Source organism: Microbacterium oleivorans, from assembly GCF_001644225.1.
GTDB classification, from domain to species: domain Bacteria; phylum Actinomycetota; class Actinomycetes; order Actinomycetales; family Microbacteriaceae; genus Microbacterium; species Microbacterium gawkjiense.
This window is the reverse complement of the sequence record NZ_LSTV01000001.1, coordinates 471,338-485,439: the sequence shown is the minus strand read 5'-3', so window position 1 is coordinate 485,439 and position 14,102 is coordinate 471,338. Positions and strand designations below refer to the sequence as shown.

15 protein-coding genes are annotated in these 14,102 nt (G+C 72.0%); 5 read left to right on the top strand and 10 right to left on the bottom strand.

Annotated elements, in window-relative coordinates; translation table 11 throughout:
• Complete coding sequence (locus AYL44_RS14650; protein ID WP_197471568.1) at positions 1–177, bottom strand: hypothetical protein; 177 nt, start codon at positions 175–177, stop codon at positions 1–3.
• The gene (locus tag AYL44_RS02255; RefSeq protein WP_064001628.1) at positions 167–3,859 is read right to left on the bottom strand and encodes an ATP-binding protein; all 3,693 of its coding nucleotides are present in this window, start codon (positions 3,857–3,859) and stop codon (positions 167–169) included. Before AYL44_RS02255 ends, AYL44_RS14650 begins: the two co-directional genes overlap by 11 nt.
• 193 nt (positions 3,860–4,052) lie before the next feature.
• Here AYL44_RS02255 and AYL44_RS02250 point away from each other — a divergent pair, with 193 nt between their 5' ends.
• Positions 4,053–4,577 (top strand): methylated-DNA--[protein]-cysteine S-methyltransferase, encoded by a 525-nt coding sequence (locus AYL44_RS02250; protein ID WP_064001627.1) that lies wholly within the window; start codon positions 4,053–4,055, stop codon positions 4,575–4,577.
• Positions 4,578–4,634: 57 nt separating this feature from the next.
• Here AYL44_RS02250 and AYL44_RS02245 read toward each other — a convergent pair whose 3' ends face one another.
• On the bottom strand, positions 4,635–6,254 hold the full coding sequence (locus AYL44_RS02245; protein ID WP_064001626.1) for a cation acetate symporter: 1,620 nt from the start codon (positions 6,252–6,254) through the stop codon (positions 4,635–4,637).
• Positions 6,251–6,601, bottom strand: coding sequence for a DUF485 domain-containing protein (locus tag AYL44_RS02240; protein WP_197471567.1), 351 nt, complete (start codon positions 6,599–6,601; stop codon positions 6,251–6,253). The genes AYL44_RS02245 and AYL44_RS02240 overlap by 4 nt, the downstream gene beginning before the upstream one ends.
• A gap of 125 nt (positions 6,602–6,726) precedes the next feature.
• On the opposite strand from AYL44_RS02240, the gene AYL44_RS02235 reads away from it, so the two are divergent.
• Together AYL44_RS02235 and AYL44_RS02230 are read left to right on the top strand one after the other, a co-directional pair.
• Positions 6,727–7,575 carry a response regulator transcription factor gene (locus AYL44_RS02235; RefSeq protein ID WP_064001624.1) on the top strand — a complete coding sequence of 283 codons (849 nt, stop codon included), beginning with the start codon at positions 6,727–6,729 and terminating at the stop codon, positions 7,573–7,575.
• A 28-nt stretch (positions 7,576–7,603) separates the two neighbouring features.
• Positions 7,604–7,969: a histone-like nucleoid-structuring protein Lsr2 gene (locus tag AYL44_RS02230; RefSeq protein WP_064001623.1), complete on the top strand. Its 366-nt coding sequence runs from the start codon at positions 7,604–7,606 to the stop codon at positions 7,967–7,969.
• 30 nt (positions 7,970–7,999) lie between these two features.
• Here the strand turns inward: AYL44_RS02230 and AYL44_RS02225 are convergent, their stop codons facing one another.
• Positions 8,000–8,659, bottom strand: a complete 660-nt coding sequence (locus AYL44_RS02225; RefSeq protein WP_419865907.1) for a LysE/ArgO family amino acid transporter — start codon at positions 8,657–8,659, stop codon at positions 8,000–8,002.
• An 84-nt stretch (positions 8,660–8,743) separates the two neighbouring features.
• Between AYL44_RS02225 and AYL44_RS02220 the strand changes: the two genes are divergently transcribed.
• Positions 8,744–9,625 carry a LysR family transcriptional regulator ArgP gene (locus AYL44_RS02220; RefSeq protein WP_064001621.1) on the top strand — a complete coding sequence of 294 codons (882 nt, stop codon included), beginning with the start codon at positions 8,744–8,746 and terminating at the stop codon, positions 9,623–9,625.
• 105 nt (positions 9,626–9,730) lie between these two features.
• Complete coding sequence (locus tag AYL44_RS02215; protein WP_064001620.1) at positions 9,731–10,000, top strand: hypothetical protein; 270 nt, start codon at positions 9,731–9,733, stop codon at positions 9,998–10,000.
• Here the strand turns inward: AYL44_RS02215 and AYL44_RS02210 are convergent, their stop codons facing one another.
• The 5 genes from AYL44_RS02210 to AYL44_RS02190 form a co-directional block, all read right to left on the bottom strand.
• Entirely contained in the window at positions 10,001–10,843 is an 843-nt protein-coding gene (locus tag AYL44_RS02210; protein WP_064001619.1) for a hypothetical protein, read from the bottom strand.
• 29 nt (positions 10,844–10,872) lie between these two features.
• Positions 10,873–11,262 carry a hypothetical protein gene (locus AYL44_RS02205; protein ID WP_064001618.1) on the bottom strand — a complete coding sequence of 130 codons (390 nt, stop codon included), beginning with the start codon at positions 11,260–11,262 and terminating at the stop codon, positions 10,873–10,875.
• A 15-nt stretch (positions 11,263–11,277) separates the two neighbouring features.
• Positions 11,278–12,945, bottom strand: coding sequence for a ParA family protein (locus AYL44_RS02200; RefSeq protein ID WP_064001617.1), 1,668 nt, complete (start codon positions 12,943–12,945; stop codon positions 11,278–11,280).
• Positions 12,946–13,030: 85 nt separating this feature from the next.
• The gene (locus AYL44_RS02195) at positions 13,031–13,510 is read right to left on the bottom strand and encodes an SRPBCC family protein (protein WP_064001616.1); all 480 of its coding nucleotides are present in this window, start codon (positions 13,508–13,510) and stop codon (positions 13,031–13,033) included.
• Positions 13,507–14,073 (bottom strand): TetR/AcrR family transcriptional regulator, encoded by a 567-nt coding sequence (locus AYL44_RS02190; protein WP_064001615.1) that lies wholly within the window; start codon positions 14,071–14,073, stop codon positions 13,507–13,509. The genes AYL44_RS02195 and AYL44_RS02190 overlap by 4 nt, the downstream gene beginning before the upstream one ends.
• Between the last annotated feature and the right edge of the window lie 29 nt (positions 14,074–14,102).

Genomic DNA, 14,102 nt, shown 5'->3' with positions numbered 1-14,102 from the left:
TCAGTAGTGCGGCGGGACGTCGTTCCGCAGTCGTTCGTCGTTCGGGCCGGATGCCGGGGGTTCCCCCGCGTCCGGCCCGTTCGGCGTCTCGGGAGCCGGGTCCGAGCCCGGCGCAGGGGTCAGCCGCGCACGACGGGACCCCGGCACCCGCTCGACGCGCTGGCGCTCAGTCGACATCGATCGGCTGGGTGGATCCGGGGGCGGACGGCGTCTCGGGCTGCACGCCGATGACCCCGGCGATGCGGAGAGCCACGGCGGCGGGATCGTTGTAGACGTCGAACGCGTGGACGCGCACGTAGTGCCAGCCGAGGCGGCGCAGCAGCTGCGGTCGCCGACGGAGCGTCTCGCGCAGGCTGTCGTGCGTGCTCTCGGGATCGATGTCGGCCACGACGGCCTTGCCCTTGTACTGCGCCACGAGCGGCAACTGTCCGCCGCGATAGTGCACATCGACCGAGACACCCAGGCTCCGCAGGTGCTGGGCGAGCGTCAGGGTGAGCGGATCCGCCAGGTCCTCGAGTCGTGCGTCGCGCCCGCGGGCGGCGATGCGACCGAGGATGGCCATGAGGGTCGCGGCGCCGAAGGTCAAGCGCCCCTCGTCGAAGGCCGACGGCCGGATCGACGAGACGATCACCATCGACCGCCGGGCGCGGGTCATGCCGACCGTCAGCAGCCGCTCGCCGTCGGGGGTGGACAGGTCGCCGAAGTCGCTGAGGACGCGGCCGTGCTTGGTCAGGCCGAACCCGAGCGAGAAGATGACGCGGTCGCGACTCTCGGCGACCGACTCCTCGAGGCCGAGGACGGCGAACGGCTCGGCGGTCTCGCGGCCGACGAAGTCGGCGACGTCCGAGCGCCCCGCGAACGCGCTCGCGACCGCCGCGCGGACGCGTTCGGCGTGACGCGCCGACGCGGTGACGACCATGAGCGACTCGGCGGGACGGTTGATCGCGTGCTCGACGACGAGCGTGACGACGCGGGCGACCTCGGCATCCGGGCTCTCCACCGCCCCCGTGTCGGGGTTCGGCGCGCCCGTGCCGCCCTCGACGTAGTCGACGCTGAGGCTGCCGCGACCGAGGTACGACCCGGCCCAGGGCAGCGAGCTGATCGCACCGCCGTAGAACGCGTCGTTGACGAGCTCGGCGAGGTCCTCTCCCCCGGCGCGGTAGCTGCGGGTGAGGGTCTCGACGGGGATCAGTTCGCTCAGTCGCTCGAAGACGCTCGTGTCGTCGAACGGCACCTCGGGCGCCTCGGGGTCGTCGCCGCGTCCCGACCAGAGCCGGAACGGCGTCGGCTTCTGCGTCACCGGGTCGCCGAAGACGACGATCTGCCGGGCACGGCGCAGCGCGGGCGTCGCCTCGGCGAGGCACAGTGCGGCCGCGTCGGCGATGATGACGACGTCGAATTCGGGATGATCCGGCACGTGCGGCACCTCGTAGGGCGACGCGAGCCAGACCGGTGCGAGCACGCGCATGAGGCTCGGCGCCGAGGCGACGAGCTCCGACGCCGACGCGGTGCCGCCGCGCAGCGCCGACTTCAGCGAGGCCGCCTCGCGCGGCTCGTCGACGATCGCGATGCGCCACCGCTTGGCGAGTTCTGAGGCCAGCAGGGGGCCGGACGACGAGGCGTGCGCTTCGTCGACGAGACGGAAGTCGCGCTCGAGCCGGTCGAGCACCGTGGTGTTCGCGCCGAGCAGGGCACGATCCGAGCGCAGCATGGCCTCGAGCGCGGAGCGCCACCATGCGTACTCGAACTCCGCGGCCACCTCGGACTCGGGGACGTGGCGGGTCGAGAGCTCCATGAGGAGGGGCTCGAGACCGAGCTGCGCGAGTTCGCTGCGCAGCGCAGCACGCTCGACGAGGTTGTCGAAGACATCGGATGCCGCGGCGAGGCCTGCAAGCGTCCGCAGCAGCTGCGGGATCGGCAGGCTCGCCAGCGGCTCGGTGCGACCGAGCGCGCGGTCGAGGTCGGCGAGGTCGGCGTTCGCCCGCTGCCACGCGGCCGCGACGTCGTCGAGGCCGATGGGGATCTCGGGCGTGACGCCCGCGTCGACGAGCTGCTGCCATTGCGAGCGCTGGTTCTGCACCCGCAGGAGCGCTTCGTGCATGTCGGTGACGTGCATGCCGGGCCGCACGTACTCCTTCGACAGGCGGCGCAGCCGCCTGCGGTTGGCCGTCGTCATCTGCGCCGAGTCGCGACGCGACGAGTGCGCGGCGATCAGGTCGGTGAGGGGGCGCTCGAACACCGTGGGGCTGAAGCGGTCGAGCGAGGCGCGGATGCCCTGCAGCAGTTGCACGTACGAGCCCATCTCGGCGATGGTCGTGAACGGCCGCATCCGCGTCTGGCCGATCAGCTCGTAGCCGCGCTCGAGGAGCGCGGGCACCTCGGCGCGGTGCAACCGGCCGGCGAGCGCATGCGCGGCGCGGGCCTCGTCTGTCGTCGAGAACGCCACGCCGTACCAGGGCGAGTCGTCGGGTCCGATGCGGAACTCGCCGAGGCGAGCGGATGCCGCGAGTGCCTCCGCGGCCTCGACGCGGCGCGTCGCGAGGCGCTGCACCGTCGCGAGATCGAAACGCGTGGTGGCACTCGGCTGCGGCTCGTGGTCGGCGATGCGGGTGAGTTCGCGCAGCGCCTCGAGCGGGGAGACGCCGACCGAGGCGTGACGCTGGGTCAGCGCGGCGCGATAGTCGCGCAACACCGTGCGCAGGCGGACGAGGGCGTCGTCCACCTCGGCGACCTTGGGCTGCTCGGCCTTCTCGTTGCGGGCGATCGCGCGGATAAGGTCGCGGTGCAGCCGGGTCGGGGACACTGCGAGGCCGGGCAGGCCGATGCCGGCCAGCCGGTGGCGGACGCCGTCGAGGGTCGACCGGCGGGCGCTCACGACGAGCACGCGCTTGCCCGAGCGGACGAGTTCGCCGACCGCGTTGATGACCGTCTGCGTGCCGCCCGTTCCGGGGAGGGTGTGGACGGCCAGCGACTGCCCCTCGGTGATGCGGGCGAGCACCGCCTCCTGCTCCGCATCTGCATCGAGGATCAGGCGGTCCGAGGCGGGCGTGCGGTCGTCGGGGCCGACGGCGTCGGGCTGGGGGCGCACGAACGAGAGGCGCTCGCGATCGGCGGGGTGACCCGCGAGCGCGTTGAGCACGGGGTGGTCGAGGTCGACGGCATCCCGCTCCATGTCGGAGGCGACGTCAGCGAAGGTCGAGACCACGAGCCGCGGCTGCACCGTGAAGGTGGGGACGTGCGCCGTCAGGGCGCGCAGCCGGTCGATGACGGGCTGCGGCTGGAACACGCCGCCGTCGTAGGCGAGGGCGGCGAGCGCGTCACCGTCGAGGTCGACGCCGAAGTGCAGGCGCGCGGCGGTCACGAGTTCGGGGTTGACGCGGAACAGGCCGTGAAGGCGCAGGTCGAAATCGGTGTGGTGCCGGCGGATCGTCAGGGGGCGCAGCAGCACGGGAGCCATGCAGCTCGTGCTGCCGATGCGCCACGAGGCCATGCCGATGGCCAGATGCACGGTGTCGAGGCCACGCGCCGTGCGCAGTTCGACGTCCTTCGACGTGATGCGCTCGGCGGCCAGACGCGCGGTGCGGAGGGCCACCTCGTCGCGGAACATGTTCGACAGCAGGGTGGGACGACCCGTGATGAACTGCGGCAGGCTGCCCGGGTGGGCCTTGGTGATGTCGATGCCGGCGTCGCCGTCGTCGCGATAATGGAGGAGCGTCGAGGCGCCGCCCAGTTGTGCGGCCTCCTCGCGCAGTCGCTTGCGCTCGGGGACGGCCGCGTGCATGACGAGGACCTCGGGGTCGGACAGCGTCACGTCCGCCGGGGTCACCGCGGGCATCTGCTCGGCACTCTCGCCGCGCACAGCACCGCTCTCTGCTCGCCACACACGGAAAACACTAGGCGCGTCGAGCCCGGAAAGCGGGATCGACGGCCGAGTTTCGCGGATCGACCCTCACTCGGACGCCGATTCCTCCACATCCGGGTCGGGATGCCGGTTCTCCCCCGCCCGCTCCTCCCCCGTTCTCGGCGTTTCGCCCCGCAGCCATGATGAGGTCATGACGATCGCAACCTACTCGGTGCACCCGACACCGATCGGCGAGGCCCTCCTGGTGACGACCGAGGAGGGTCTCGTCGCGCTGTCGGTGCTGGACGGCCCGGCCTACGCCGAGGTCTCCCGGCTCAGCCTGCTGCTGCACACCGTGCCGGTGCCCGACGAAGGTCCGGCGGCCAACGCGGCGACCGAGCTCGACGAGTACTTCGCCGGCACGCGGCGGGCCTTCTCGGTGCCGCTCGACTGGCGACTCACAGCGGGTTTCACGCGGCAGGCACTCGAGGCCATCGCCGGGATCCCGTACGGCGAGACCGCGTCGTACGCCGAGATCGCCATCGCCGCGGGGTCCCCGCGGGCGCATCGCGCGGTGGGGACCGCGTGCGCCCGCACCCCCTGGTCGATCGTGCTGCCCGCTCACCGTGTGATCCGCAGCGACGGATCCCTTGGCGAGTACGGCGGCCGGCCCGAGCACAAGCGGTTCCTCCTCGATCTCGAGGAGCGGGTCGCGGGCGCTCCGGGCCGCGCATGACGGAGGCGGGCAGGGACGTGTAGGCCGTCCCTGCCCGCCTCGTCGCGGCATCCGCTCTTAGTGGTCGACCGCCTTCTCGGCGCCGTACCCGGTCAGCGAGCGGACCTCCATCTCAGCGGCCTTGGTGGCGTCCTCGGCCTTGCGGGAGGTCACCGACCCCAGCCAGCCGAGGAGGAAGCCCACCGGGATCGAGACGATGCCCGGGTTGTTGAGCGGCCAGATCGCCGTGCCGACGTTCTTGAACACACTCGTCTCGGTGCCCCAGAACACGGGCGACAGGACGATGAGCACGATCGCGGTCGCGAGTCCCCCGTACATGCTCCAGACGGCGCCGCGCGTCGTGAACTTGCGCCAGAACAGCGAGTACAGGATCGTCGGCAGGTTGGCCGAGGCAGCCACCGCGAAGGCCAGCGCGACGAGGAACGCCACGTTCTGCCCCTGCACGCCGATCCCGCCGAGGATCGCCAGCACGCCGATCACGATCACCGTGCGACGGGCCACCTTCACCTCGCCGTCCGGCGGGACGTTCCCCTTCTTCACGACGTTCGCGTAGATGTCGTGCGCGAAGGATGCCGCGGCCGTGATCGTGAGCCCGGCGACGACCGCGAGGATCGTGGCGAACGCGACCGCCGAGATGAACCCGAGCAGCACCGGTCCGCCGAGGGCCTCGGCGAGCAGCGGCGCGGCGGAGTTGACGCCACCGGGTGCCGCCTTGATCGTGTCGGAGCCGACGATGGCCCCGGCGCCGTAACCCAGGACGAGCGTCAGCAGGTAGAAGAGGCCGATGAGCCAGATCGCCCAGACCACCGAGCGACGCGCCTCCTTCGCGGTCGGCACCGTGTAGAAGCGCATGAGCACGTGCGGCAGTCCCGCGGTACCGAGGACGAGCGCGATCGCGAGGGAGATGAAGTCCCACGGGTTGGCGCCGTACTGCAGGCCCGGGCCGAGGATCGCGTCCTGCGGGTCGGTCGCCGACTTCTGCACCGCCGACTCGAGCAGGGTGTCGAGGCTGAAGCCGTTGATGGCGAGCACCCAGATCGTCATGACGATGGCGCCGCCGATGAGCAGGAACGCCTTGACGATCTGCACCCAGGTCGTGCCCTTCATGCCGCCGATGAGCACGTAGACGATCATCAGCACACCGACGACGGCGACGACGATCGACTGCCCGATCTGCTCGGTGATCCCCAGCAGCAGCGAGACGAGACCACCCGCACCGGCCATCTGGGCGAGCAGGTAGAAGAAGCAGACCGCGAGCGTCGTGATCGCCGCGGCGAGTCGCACCGGACGCTGCTTCAGACGGAACGAGAGCACGTCGGCCATCGTGAACTTGCCCGTGTTGCGCATGAGCTCGGCGACCAGCAGCAGCGCGACGAGCCACGCGACGAGGAAGCCGATCGAGTAGAGGAACCCGTCGTAGCCGTTGATGGCGATGGCGCCGACGATGCCGAGGAAGGATGCCGCCGACAGGTAGTCGCCGGCGATGGCGAATCCGTTCTGCGGACCCGTGAAGGAGCGGCCGGCGGCGTAGTAGTCGGCGGCCGTCTTGTTGTTGCGACTGGCGCGGATGACGATGAACAGCGTCACGGCGACGAACGCGCCGAAGATCGAGATGTTGAGGACGGGGTTGTTCGTCGCGGCGCCGGCGGGGGCCGCGGCGAGGAGAACGGGGGTCATCGGGCCTCCTGCCGTTCGAGGTCTGCCCGGATCTCGGAGGAGATGGGGTCCAGCTTGCGGTTCGCGAAGGCGACGTAGCCCATCGTGATGGCGAACGTGGTGACGAACTGTCCGAGGCCCAGCAGGAGGCCGATCGTGATGTGACCGAACACCTCCTGCGCCATGAAGTCCGGAGCGAAGGACGAGAGCAGGACGTAGACGAAGTACCAGATGAGGAAGAGCACGGCCAGCGGGAAGACGACGCTGCGGTGCTTCTTCTTCAGCTCGACGAACCGCGGCGATCGTTCGACCGCGACGTAGTCGATGGCACTCCCTTCCACGCCTCCGTGGGGTGACTGGGACGACATGTGGCCTCCTTGCCTCATGGGGTGAGCGACGGTGCTCGCACGGGCCGTTCCTGGGAATCGGCCGCGTGGTAGGTTCGACCGTACGAAGGCGGCAGAGGTGCCGTCACCCCCGGAAGTAGGTACGCGTGGGATCGTCGGTCGAGAGCGATGCGGACACGCGGCTCGTCTCCCGAGCCGTGTCGGATCTGGCTCGTCAGACGCGTTTTCCCGTCGTCTTCGGCGGTCTCGAACGCGGCGGCGCCGTGCACGTCACCGCGATCTCCGGCACCCGCACCCGCAGCATCGAGGGACTTGTCGTCGAAGCCGGTCGCGGTCTCGGCGGTGCCGCGATGATCGAGAAGCGACCGCGCCTCGCCCTGGACTACCGCACCGCGCGCACGATCACGCACGACTACGACCGCGCCATCCTCGGCGAAGGCATCTCGACCCTGCTGGCCGTGCCCGTCGTCGTCACCGGCCGCCCGCGCGGCATCGTCTACTGCGGGTCGTGGACACCCGGTCCCGTCGGCGACCTCGTCAGCCGGCCCGCCTTCCGCGCCGCCGACATGCTCGCGACCGAGCTGCGCGTCCGCGAGGAGGTCGACCGTCGCGTCGCCGCGCTGACGCCCGCCGCACCCGCCCTGCCCGCCTCCGCGCAGGAGGATCTGCGCGAGAGCTACGCCGAGCTGCGGAGCATCGCCGCATCCGTCACCGACCCCGACCTGCGGGAGCGGATCGCGGCCGTCGAGAAGCGCCTCGCGGGGATGTCGCGACCCGCGGCGGCCGAGGCATCGCTCGACGTCGCCCTCTCGCCGCGCGAGCTCGACGTGCTCGCCTGCTGTGCCCTCGGAGCCACCAATGCCGAGATCGCCGCGTCGCTGTCGCTGCGCGAGGGGACGGTCAAGTCGTACCTGCAGGCGGCGATGGCGAAACTGGATGCCTCGACCCGCCATGCCGCCGTCGCCAAGGCGCGCCGGGCCGGACTTCTGCCGTAGCGGGCACGCGCGCCACTAGGGTGAGCGCATGGCCCGCAAAATCGTGCATCAGCTCGTCGACGACCTGGACGGCACCGTCCTCGAGGTCGGCGACGGAGAGACCGTGCTCTTCTCCCTCGACGGCACCGCCTACGAGATCGACCTCACCCACGACAACGCGAACGCCCTGCGCGACGTCCTGGCGCCGTACATCGACGCCGCGCGTCGTGTCTCGTCGCGCGGGACGACCTCACGCGCGGCCACCTCGTCGAACGGCGGCGGCCGCAAGCAGAAGCGAGCCGGGCAGCGCGATTACGCACCGATCCGCGAGTGGGCCGCGAAGAACGGCTACCAGGTCTCGGAGCGCGGTCGCGTACCGGCTCAGGTGCTCGACGCGTACGACGCCGCGCACTGACGGTCGCCGCGCCGCGGCATCCCCGCCCGATCAGCCGAGGACGAGGCTGACGGCGATGACGAGCATGATGACGGCGATGCCTGCGTCGAGGATGCGCCACGCGCGCGCGGTGCGCAGGAGCGGCGCGAGGTAGCGCGCGCCGTAGCCGAACACCACGAACCACAGGGTGCTGCCGGCGACGCCGCCGGCGAGGAAGAACCAGCGCGCGTCGCCGTGCGTCGCCGCCACCGACCCCAGCACGACGGTCGTCTCGACGATCGCGTGGGGGTTCAGCCAGGTGACGGCGAGGATGGTCAGGAGCGTCGCTGTCTTCGTCGCCGCCCGCGGCCGGACGAGGACGGTGCCGGGGGCCGCGGCATCCGTCGCCCCCTCCGGCTCGGCGGCCTCGAGGCTGCCACCGCCGCGCCAGGCGCGCCGCGCGCTCACGACGGCGAACCCGACGATGAACGCCGCGCCGGCCCACCGCGCGATCGTCTCGAGCCACGGGTGCGCGGTGACGAGGGTCGCGACGCCGGCGACACCGAGGGTCTGCAGGATCGCGTCGCTGACGACGCAGACGAGCACGACGATCCCCACGTGTTCGCGCCGCAGACCCTGGCGCAGCACGATCGCGTTCTGCGCGCCGATCGAGACGATCAGACCGAGGCAGAGTCCGAGGCCCGAGAGGAGGGCGGCGAGTTCGGCGGTCACAGGTCCCACGGTAGGCAGCTCGTCTTCTGCAGTACAGCGAAGGATTCTGCATCATCTGAAGCATCGCTTCACTACGCTGGTGGCGTGGACATCCCGTTCGAGCACCTGCGCACGCTGGCCGCCGCCGTCGACGCCGGCACGCTGGATCGCGCGGCCGCACGGCTCGGGATCACCCCGAGCGCGGTCAGCCAGCGCATCCGCGTCATCGAACAGCGGGTCGGACGGGTGGTGCTGCGACGGACCAAACCGGTGACCGCGACGGAGGCGGGCGAGCCGCTCGTGCGTCTCGCGCGTCAGCTCGACCTGCTCGAGCACGACGCGCGCGCCGCCCTGGGCGACGACGCGGGCTCCGCGGTGGTGCCGCTCGCCGTCAACGCCGACTCGCTCATCACGTGGTTCCTACCGGCGCTCACCGCCGTCACCGCCGCGCACCCGGTCACGTTCGAGCTGCACCGCGAGGACCAGGAACGCACGGCGCAGCTGCTCGCGGCGGGCACGGTCATGGCGGCCGTGACCTCGCAGCGCGACGCGGTGGCCGGATGCGTCTCCTCACCCCTGGGGCGGATGCGGTACACCGCCGTCGCGACGCGGGGCTTCGCAGATCGGTGGTTCCCGCGGGGGCTCGGGCGCGCCGCGCTCGAAGCCGCACCGCGCGTCGACTTCGACCGTCACGACACGCTGCAGAGCGCGTTCGCGCAACTCCACGGGGCCCGGCGCGACGCCCCGCGACACATCATCAGCGCGTCGGCCGAGTTCGCGCAGGCGATCACGATCGGCCTGGGGTGGGGGATGCTGCTGCCCGGCCAATTCGAGGCGGGTGTCGCCGACGGCTCGCTCGTCATTCTGGCCGACGACACGGTCGAGGTCCCCCTGTTCTGGCAGCGCTGGAACCTCTCGTCGCCGCTCCTCGAGACGGTCACGACGGCCGTCCGCGAGGCCGCGGAACGCTCCCCCGCCGTCGGCTAGCGCGCGCCTCGGGCCGCGTCAATCCCCTCCGCCGCCCGGGCGCGCGGGGCGATGGTGATCACCTGGGATACGTGTCGACGGGGTGAGCGGAACGAGGTGCAGGACATGTTCGTGGATTCGGAGACGCTGCGCGCACTGCCGACGCGTCGACCGGCGGATGCCGCACCCCGAGCGTCGCGCATCCAGTGGGACCTGATCGCGGAGGACCGCTACGAGGTCCGGATCGCCGGCGAGGTCGCCGGCTACATCGACGTCGTCGGTGCGGTCTACGTGGTCCTCAGCGGGCCGCGGTACGACCGGGCCGAGGAGGTCGCGCAGACGCTGGTCTGGTCGACGGCCACGACCGCACTCGACCAGCACCGCGCCCGCGGCTGATCAGTCGTCCGCACGGTCGGCCGCCGACCGAGCCTTCGTCGCGGCGGCACGGGCACGGCGGCGCTGCTCCCCGAGGTCCTCGACCTCGGCGCGTGCCCGCTCTGCCTCGTCCTCGAGACGGGCGCGTTCCCGGTCGAGTTCCGCCAGGCGGTCCTCGAGCGACGACGCCCGCTCCTGCGCCGCCCGCCAGCGGTCCTCGATGCGATCGAGGTCGCGCTCGAGACTCTCGGCGTGACGTCGCGTCTCGGCCGCTGCTCGCGCGGCCTCGCGGGCCGCGCGACGCTCGGCGAGGTCGTCGGTCGGCTCGGGCCGGGCTGAGGCGACGTCGAAGGGTCCCGAGACCGCGTCGGAGAGGTCGGGCGCGTCCATTCCGGTCGCCTCGATGGGGCGCAGCAACCGGGCGCTCGCGACGGCAGCGGCGGCATCCGGATCCCGCAGCGCGGCGTCGAGGGTCTGCTCGACGGCGGAGCGGACGGCGGCGCCGACGTCGGCACCCGCCTCGGCGGCGAGGGTGACGGCGCGGTCGACGAGTCCGCGGAGGATGCTGCGGCGCCGGCGCGCGAGGTCGGCGAGAGCGGCGCCGTCACCGGCATCCACCGCTTCGCGGAACTCGTCGGCGAGGTCCGCCGCCGGCGCGAGGGCATCGGGGTCGTGGGAGGCGAGCAGGTTGACGATCCACGCGGCGACGACGGGCTTACGGAGCTTGCGGATCGCCGCCGCCAGCTCGCGGTCGGCCGCCTCGGCCGCGGCCTCGGTGCGCAGCGCGACGAAATCACCGGCGGGAGCCACGCTCAGCCGCGTGGCGACCTGGATGAGGCGCGTGTCGTGATCCGCAGCGGTCATCTGCCCATCCTCCCCCAGGGGCGGTGCGGTCAGCCCGCCCAGAAGACCGCAAGGCCGTACACGACGAGGCAGACGGCGAGCGGCGCGATCGCGGCCGGCCGACGTCGCCGCATCCCGAGAATCGCGACGCACGCCGACAGCGCACCGACCACGGCGAAGCCGATCGTCCGCGGCCATCCCGTCTGCGTTAGGACGACGCCGTCGCCCGAAGCCGCCCGCCACTCGCAGCGGCGCCCGACCGGCCACGCCGTCGCCTCGGCGGAAATCAGCGCCACCTCCGACACGGCGACGCCGGCAGGAATCTCAGCCGCGAGGCAGCGGGCGTCGGCGCTCTCGCGGGTGTCGAGCCAGAGTCCCCCCAGGAGGATCGCTCCGGTCAGCACCGCGACGACCAGCATCACCGCCGTCGCGAGACGCACGACTCGGACGCCCGCTCAGAGGCCGTTCGCGACGGCGGCGGCGGCGCGCATCCAGGCGTCCTTCGTGCGCGACTGCAGGGCGTCGTACCGGATGCGGCCGGCCTTGAGCGCGTCGTCGAACGGGATGATCTCGACCGCGCGGACGTGCCCCTCGAAGCCGGCGGCGATGCGCTGCGCGGCGCCGATGCCGGCACGCTCGGACTGCCCCACGACGACCACGGCGCCGTCGGCGAGGCGGCGCGAGTGCTCGTCGCGCTTGCGCAGCGCGTCGAGGAGGAGGGCGGCGGATTCGGCCGACTCGGGGGCGGCGAGGGTCGGGACGACGAGCTGATGCGCCGAGTCGATCATGCGCAGCCAGCGGTCGGCCGACTCATCGTTGCCCGAGTCGAAGATGACCATGCGGTAGTACCGCGCCGCGACCTGCGCGAGCAGGTCGAAGTCGGCGGTCGTGATGCGCTGGTCGGCCGCGAGCAGTTCGGGGTTCGAGCGCAGCACGTCGTAGCGGTCGACGGACTGGTGATGAACGAATCGTGCGATGTCGGAGACGGATGCGGTCGCCTCGAGCAACCGCGATGCTTCGGGGAGCAGGTCGCGGATCGTCGTGTCGTAGTCGCCCTGCTCGGTGCGCCACCCCAGGGTGCCGCGGGTGTCGTTGTTGTCCCACGCGAGGACGTTGCCGCCGCCGTGGCGCGCGAACACCGCCGACAGCACCGCGGTCGTCATGGTCTTGCCGACGCCGCCCTTGCCGTTGGCGACGGCGATGGCGCGGCATCCGGCCCACTGACGCGAGACCGCCTTCTCGCGCTCCGCACGCGCGAGTTCCGCCTTCGACGGCTTGATCGGGATGCCGATCCGCACGAAGAACGAGCGCCAGCCCGAAACGGTGGCGGGGTGGACCTCGGGAGGCTCGATGAACGAGGGACGGGACCCGTTGGAGGCGGATGCCTCGAACGCGGTCTCGGGCGCGGGTGCGCCGTCGGTGGGGGCCGGCGCCTCGGGCGTGGCGGTCGCTGTGTTGTGCGGTTCGGCTGCGGGCTCCGGTTCGTCCGCGGGCTCCGGCTCGGCTGCGGGCTCCGGCTCGTCCGCGCGCGCGACGTCGACGGGGTCGGTTCCCGTCGCCGGGGCGGCTGCGGGGATCTCGGTCACGCGGGCGGGCGCCCATTCGGCCGGCGCCGCATCGTCCTCGTCGAGGTCGTCGTCGTCCCCGCTGTCGAAGACGGGGGGCCGCTCGGCGGACTCGGGGAGGGGGCTCGACGACGGCGGGAAGAACGCCGGAACCTCGGCGACGAGCGCGGGCTCCGCGCCATCCACCTCGGGCTCAGCCTCCGCGGCGGGAGCGTCGTCCTCGTCAGCCTCGGCCTCGTGCACCGGCTCGGGGTCCGTGGTCCACCACGCCTGCTGGCGCAGCTCCGCACGGGTGACGGTGCGGTCATCCACCTCGACGTCGATCTCGCCCGAAGGTCCCACGATCAGGCGATGCTCACCGCGGTCGCCGCTCGTGCGCAGTTCGATCGCCGTGCCGGCGGCCGCGGCATCCGCTCTCACCCGGTCGACGATGAGGCGGCGCACGCCGTCGGCGTCAGGAGCGTCGAGGGTCTGTTCGGCGCCGTCGACCGTCGTGAACCGTGCCGACCCACCGGTGACGTGCGCGGAGGCGTGTGTCGGTTCACTGCCAGTGCTCATGGATTCCTCTCGGTGCGCGACGGACGCGCTCCCACGCTATCGCGCGCGACGCCGAAATCCCCGGTGGACGGGCAGAGTCGCCGCGTCAGGCCGCCCGGCCACCCGAGGCCGGGGCGGCTTTCCGGACCAGCACCGCGTTCCGCGTACGGATCAGCCGCTCCATGTACGGGCGCAGCAGGAGCGGTTCGACGATCACCCCGAGCAGCGGCGAGCGCAGGGTGACGGTGTCGGTCATGACCGTGACGTCCCCGTCCCGCTCGAACCGGTGCTCGTGACGGAAGACCCGGAACGGTCCGCGCACCTGCTCGTCGACGAACCCACGCGGGCGCTCGAGCGCGGTGATCTGCGAGGTCATCGTCCACATCACGCCGAAGTGGCGGGCGCGCCAGGTGACGCTCTCCCCCAGCCCGATCGTCCCGCTCGTCACCCCGGCGACAGCGCGCTCGTGCGACCGCCGCATGGAGTCGAGGTGCGCGTCGATCGACAGCGAGAGGTCGAACAGCACCTCCGGCGCGCAGCGCACACGCGTGACCTCGGTGAACGTGGTCCCGACCCTACGGGTCACGGCAGCAACCGCGACACGAGGACGTCGATGGCATCGTCCACGTCGAGACCGTCGTCGAGCGGCTGGGTCAGCCGGTCGAAGACCAGACCGTCCACCGCGAAGTGGAACAGGGCGATCTCGACGGCGCCGCCCGGAAGTCCGGCTGTGCGGTTGAAGGCGACGTCGTCCTCGAAGGACCGACGCCGCCACTCGGCGAGCGCGCCCGCCACGTCGGGACGACGCGCGGCCTCCAGCCGCAACTCGAAGAGGGCGAGGGTGACGTGCGGGTCGGCCATCAGACGACGGACGATGTCGCGGACGTACTCCCCGAACAGCTCGCGTCCCGGCTGACGACGGCGCAGGAGCGCGGACACGGCCGGGTCGGGGGTGAGCCGTTCGCCTATCCGCTGCACGAGAGCGAAAATGAGGTCCGCTCTCGTGGCGAAGTAGTTCGACGCGGTACCCCGAGGTGTGCCGGCGGCGGCGTCCACGGCGCGATGCGTGAGGCCTCGGGCGCCCTCGGTGGCGAGGACGCGGATCCCCGCATCCGCGAGGGCGGCGCGTCGTTCCTGGTTGCGGACCATGAGGTGACTCTAGCGATGCCACGACAGAT

Bases quoted from the DNA above. Each gene is read 5' to 3' on its own strand.
- AYL44_RS02240 (WP_197471567.1), bottom strand. From the start codon at position 6,601: ATGTCGTCCCAGTCACCCCACGGAGGCGTGGAAGGGAGTGCCATCGAC.
- AYL44_RS14650 (WP_197471568.1), bottom strand. From the start codon at position 177: ATGTCGACTGAGCGCCAGCGCGTCGAGCGGGTGCCGGGGTCCCGTCGT.
- AYL44_RS02250 (WP_064001627.1), top strand. From the start codon at position 4,053: ATGACGATCGCAACCTACTCGGTGCACCCGACACCGATCGGCGAGGCC.
- AYL44_RS02200 (WP_064001617.1), bottom strand. From the start codon at position 12,945: ATGAGCACTGGCAGTGAACCGACACACGCCTCCGCGCACGTCACCGGT.
- AYL44_RS02190 (WP_064001615.1), bottom strand. From the start codon at position 14,073: ATGGTCCGCAACCAGGAACGACGCGCCGCCCTCGCGGATGCGGGGATC.
- AYL44_RS02245 (WP_064001626.1), bottom strand. From the start codon at position 6,254: ATGACCCCCGTTCTCCTCGCCGCGGCCCCCGCCGGCGCCGCGACGAAC.
- AYL44_RS02215 (WP_064001620.1), top strand. From the start codon at position 9,731: ATGTTCGTGGATTCGGAGACGCTGCGCGCACTGCCGACGCGTCGACCG.
- AYL44_RS02210 (WP_064001619.1), bottom strand. From the start codon at position 10,843: ATGACCGCTGCGGATCACGACACGCGCCTCATCCAGGTCGCCACGCGG.
- AYL44_RS02230 (WP_064001623.1), top strand. From the start codon at position 7,604: ATGGCCCGCAAAATCGTGCATCAGCTCGTCGACGACCTGGACGGCACC.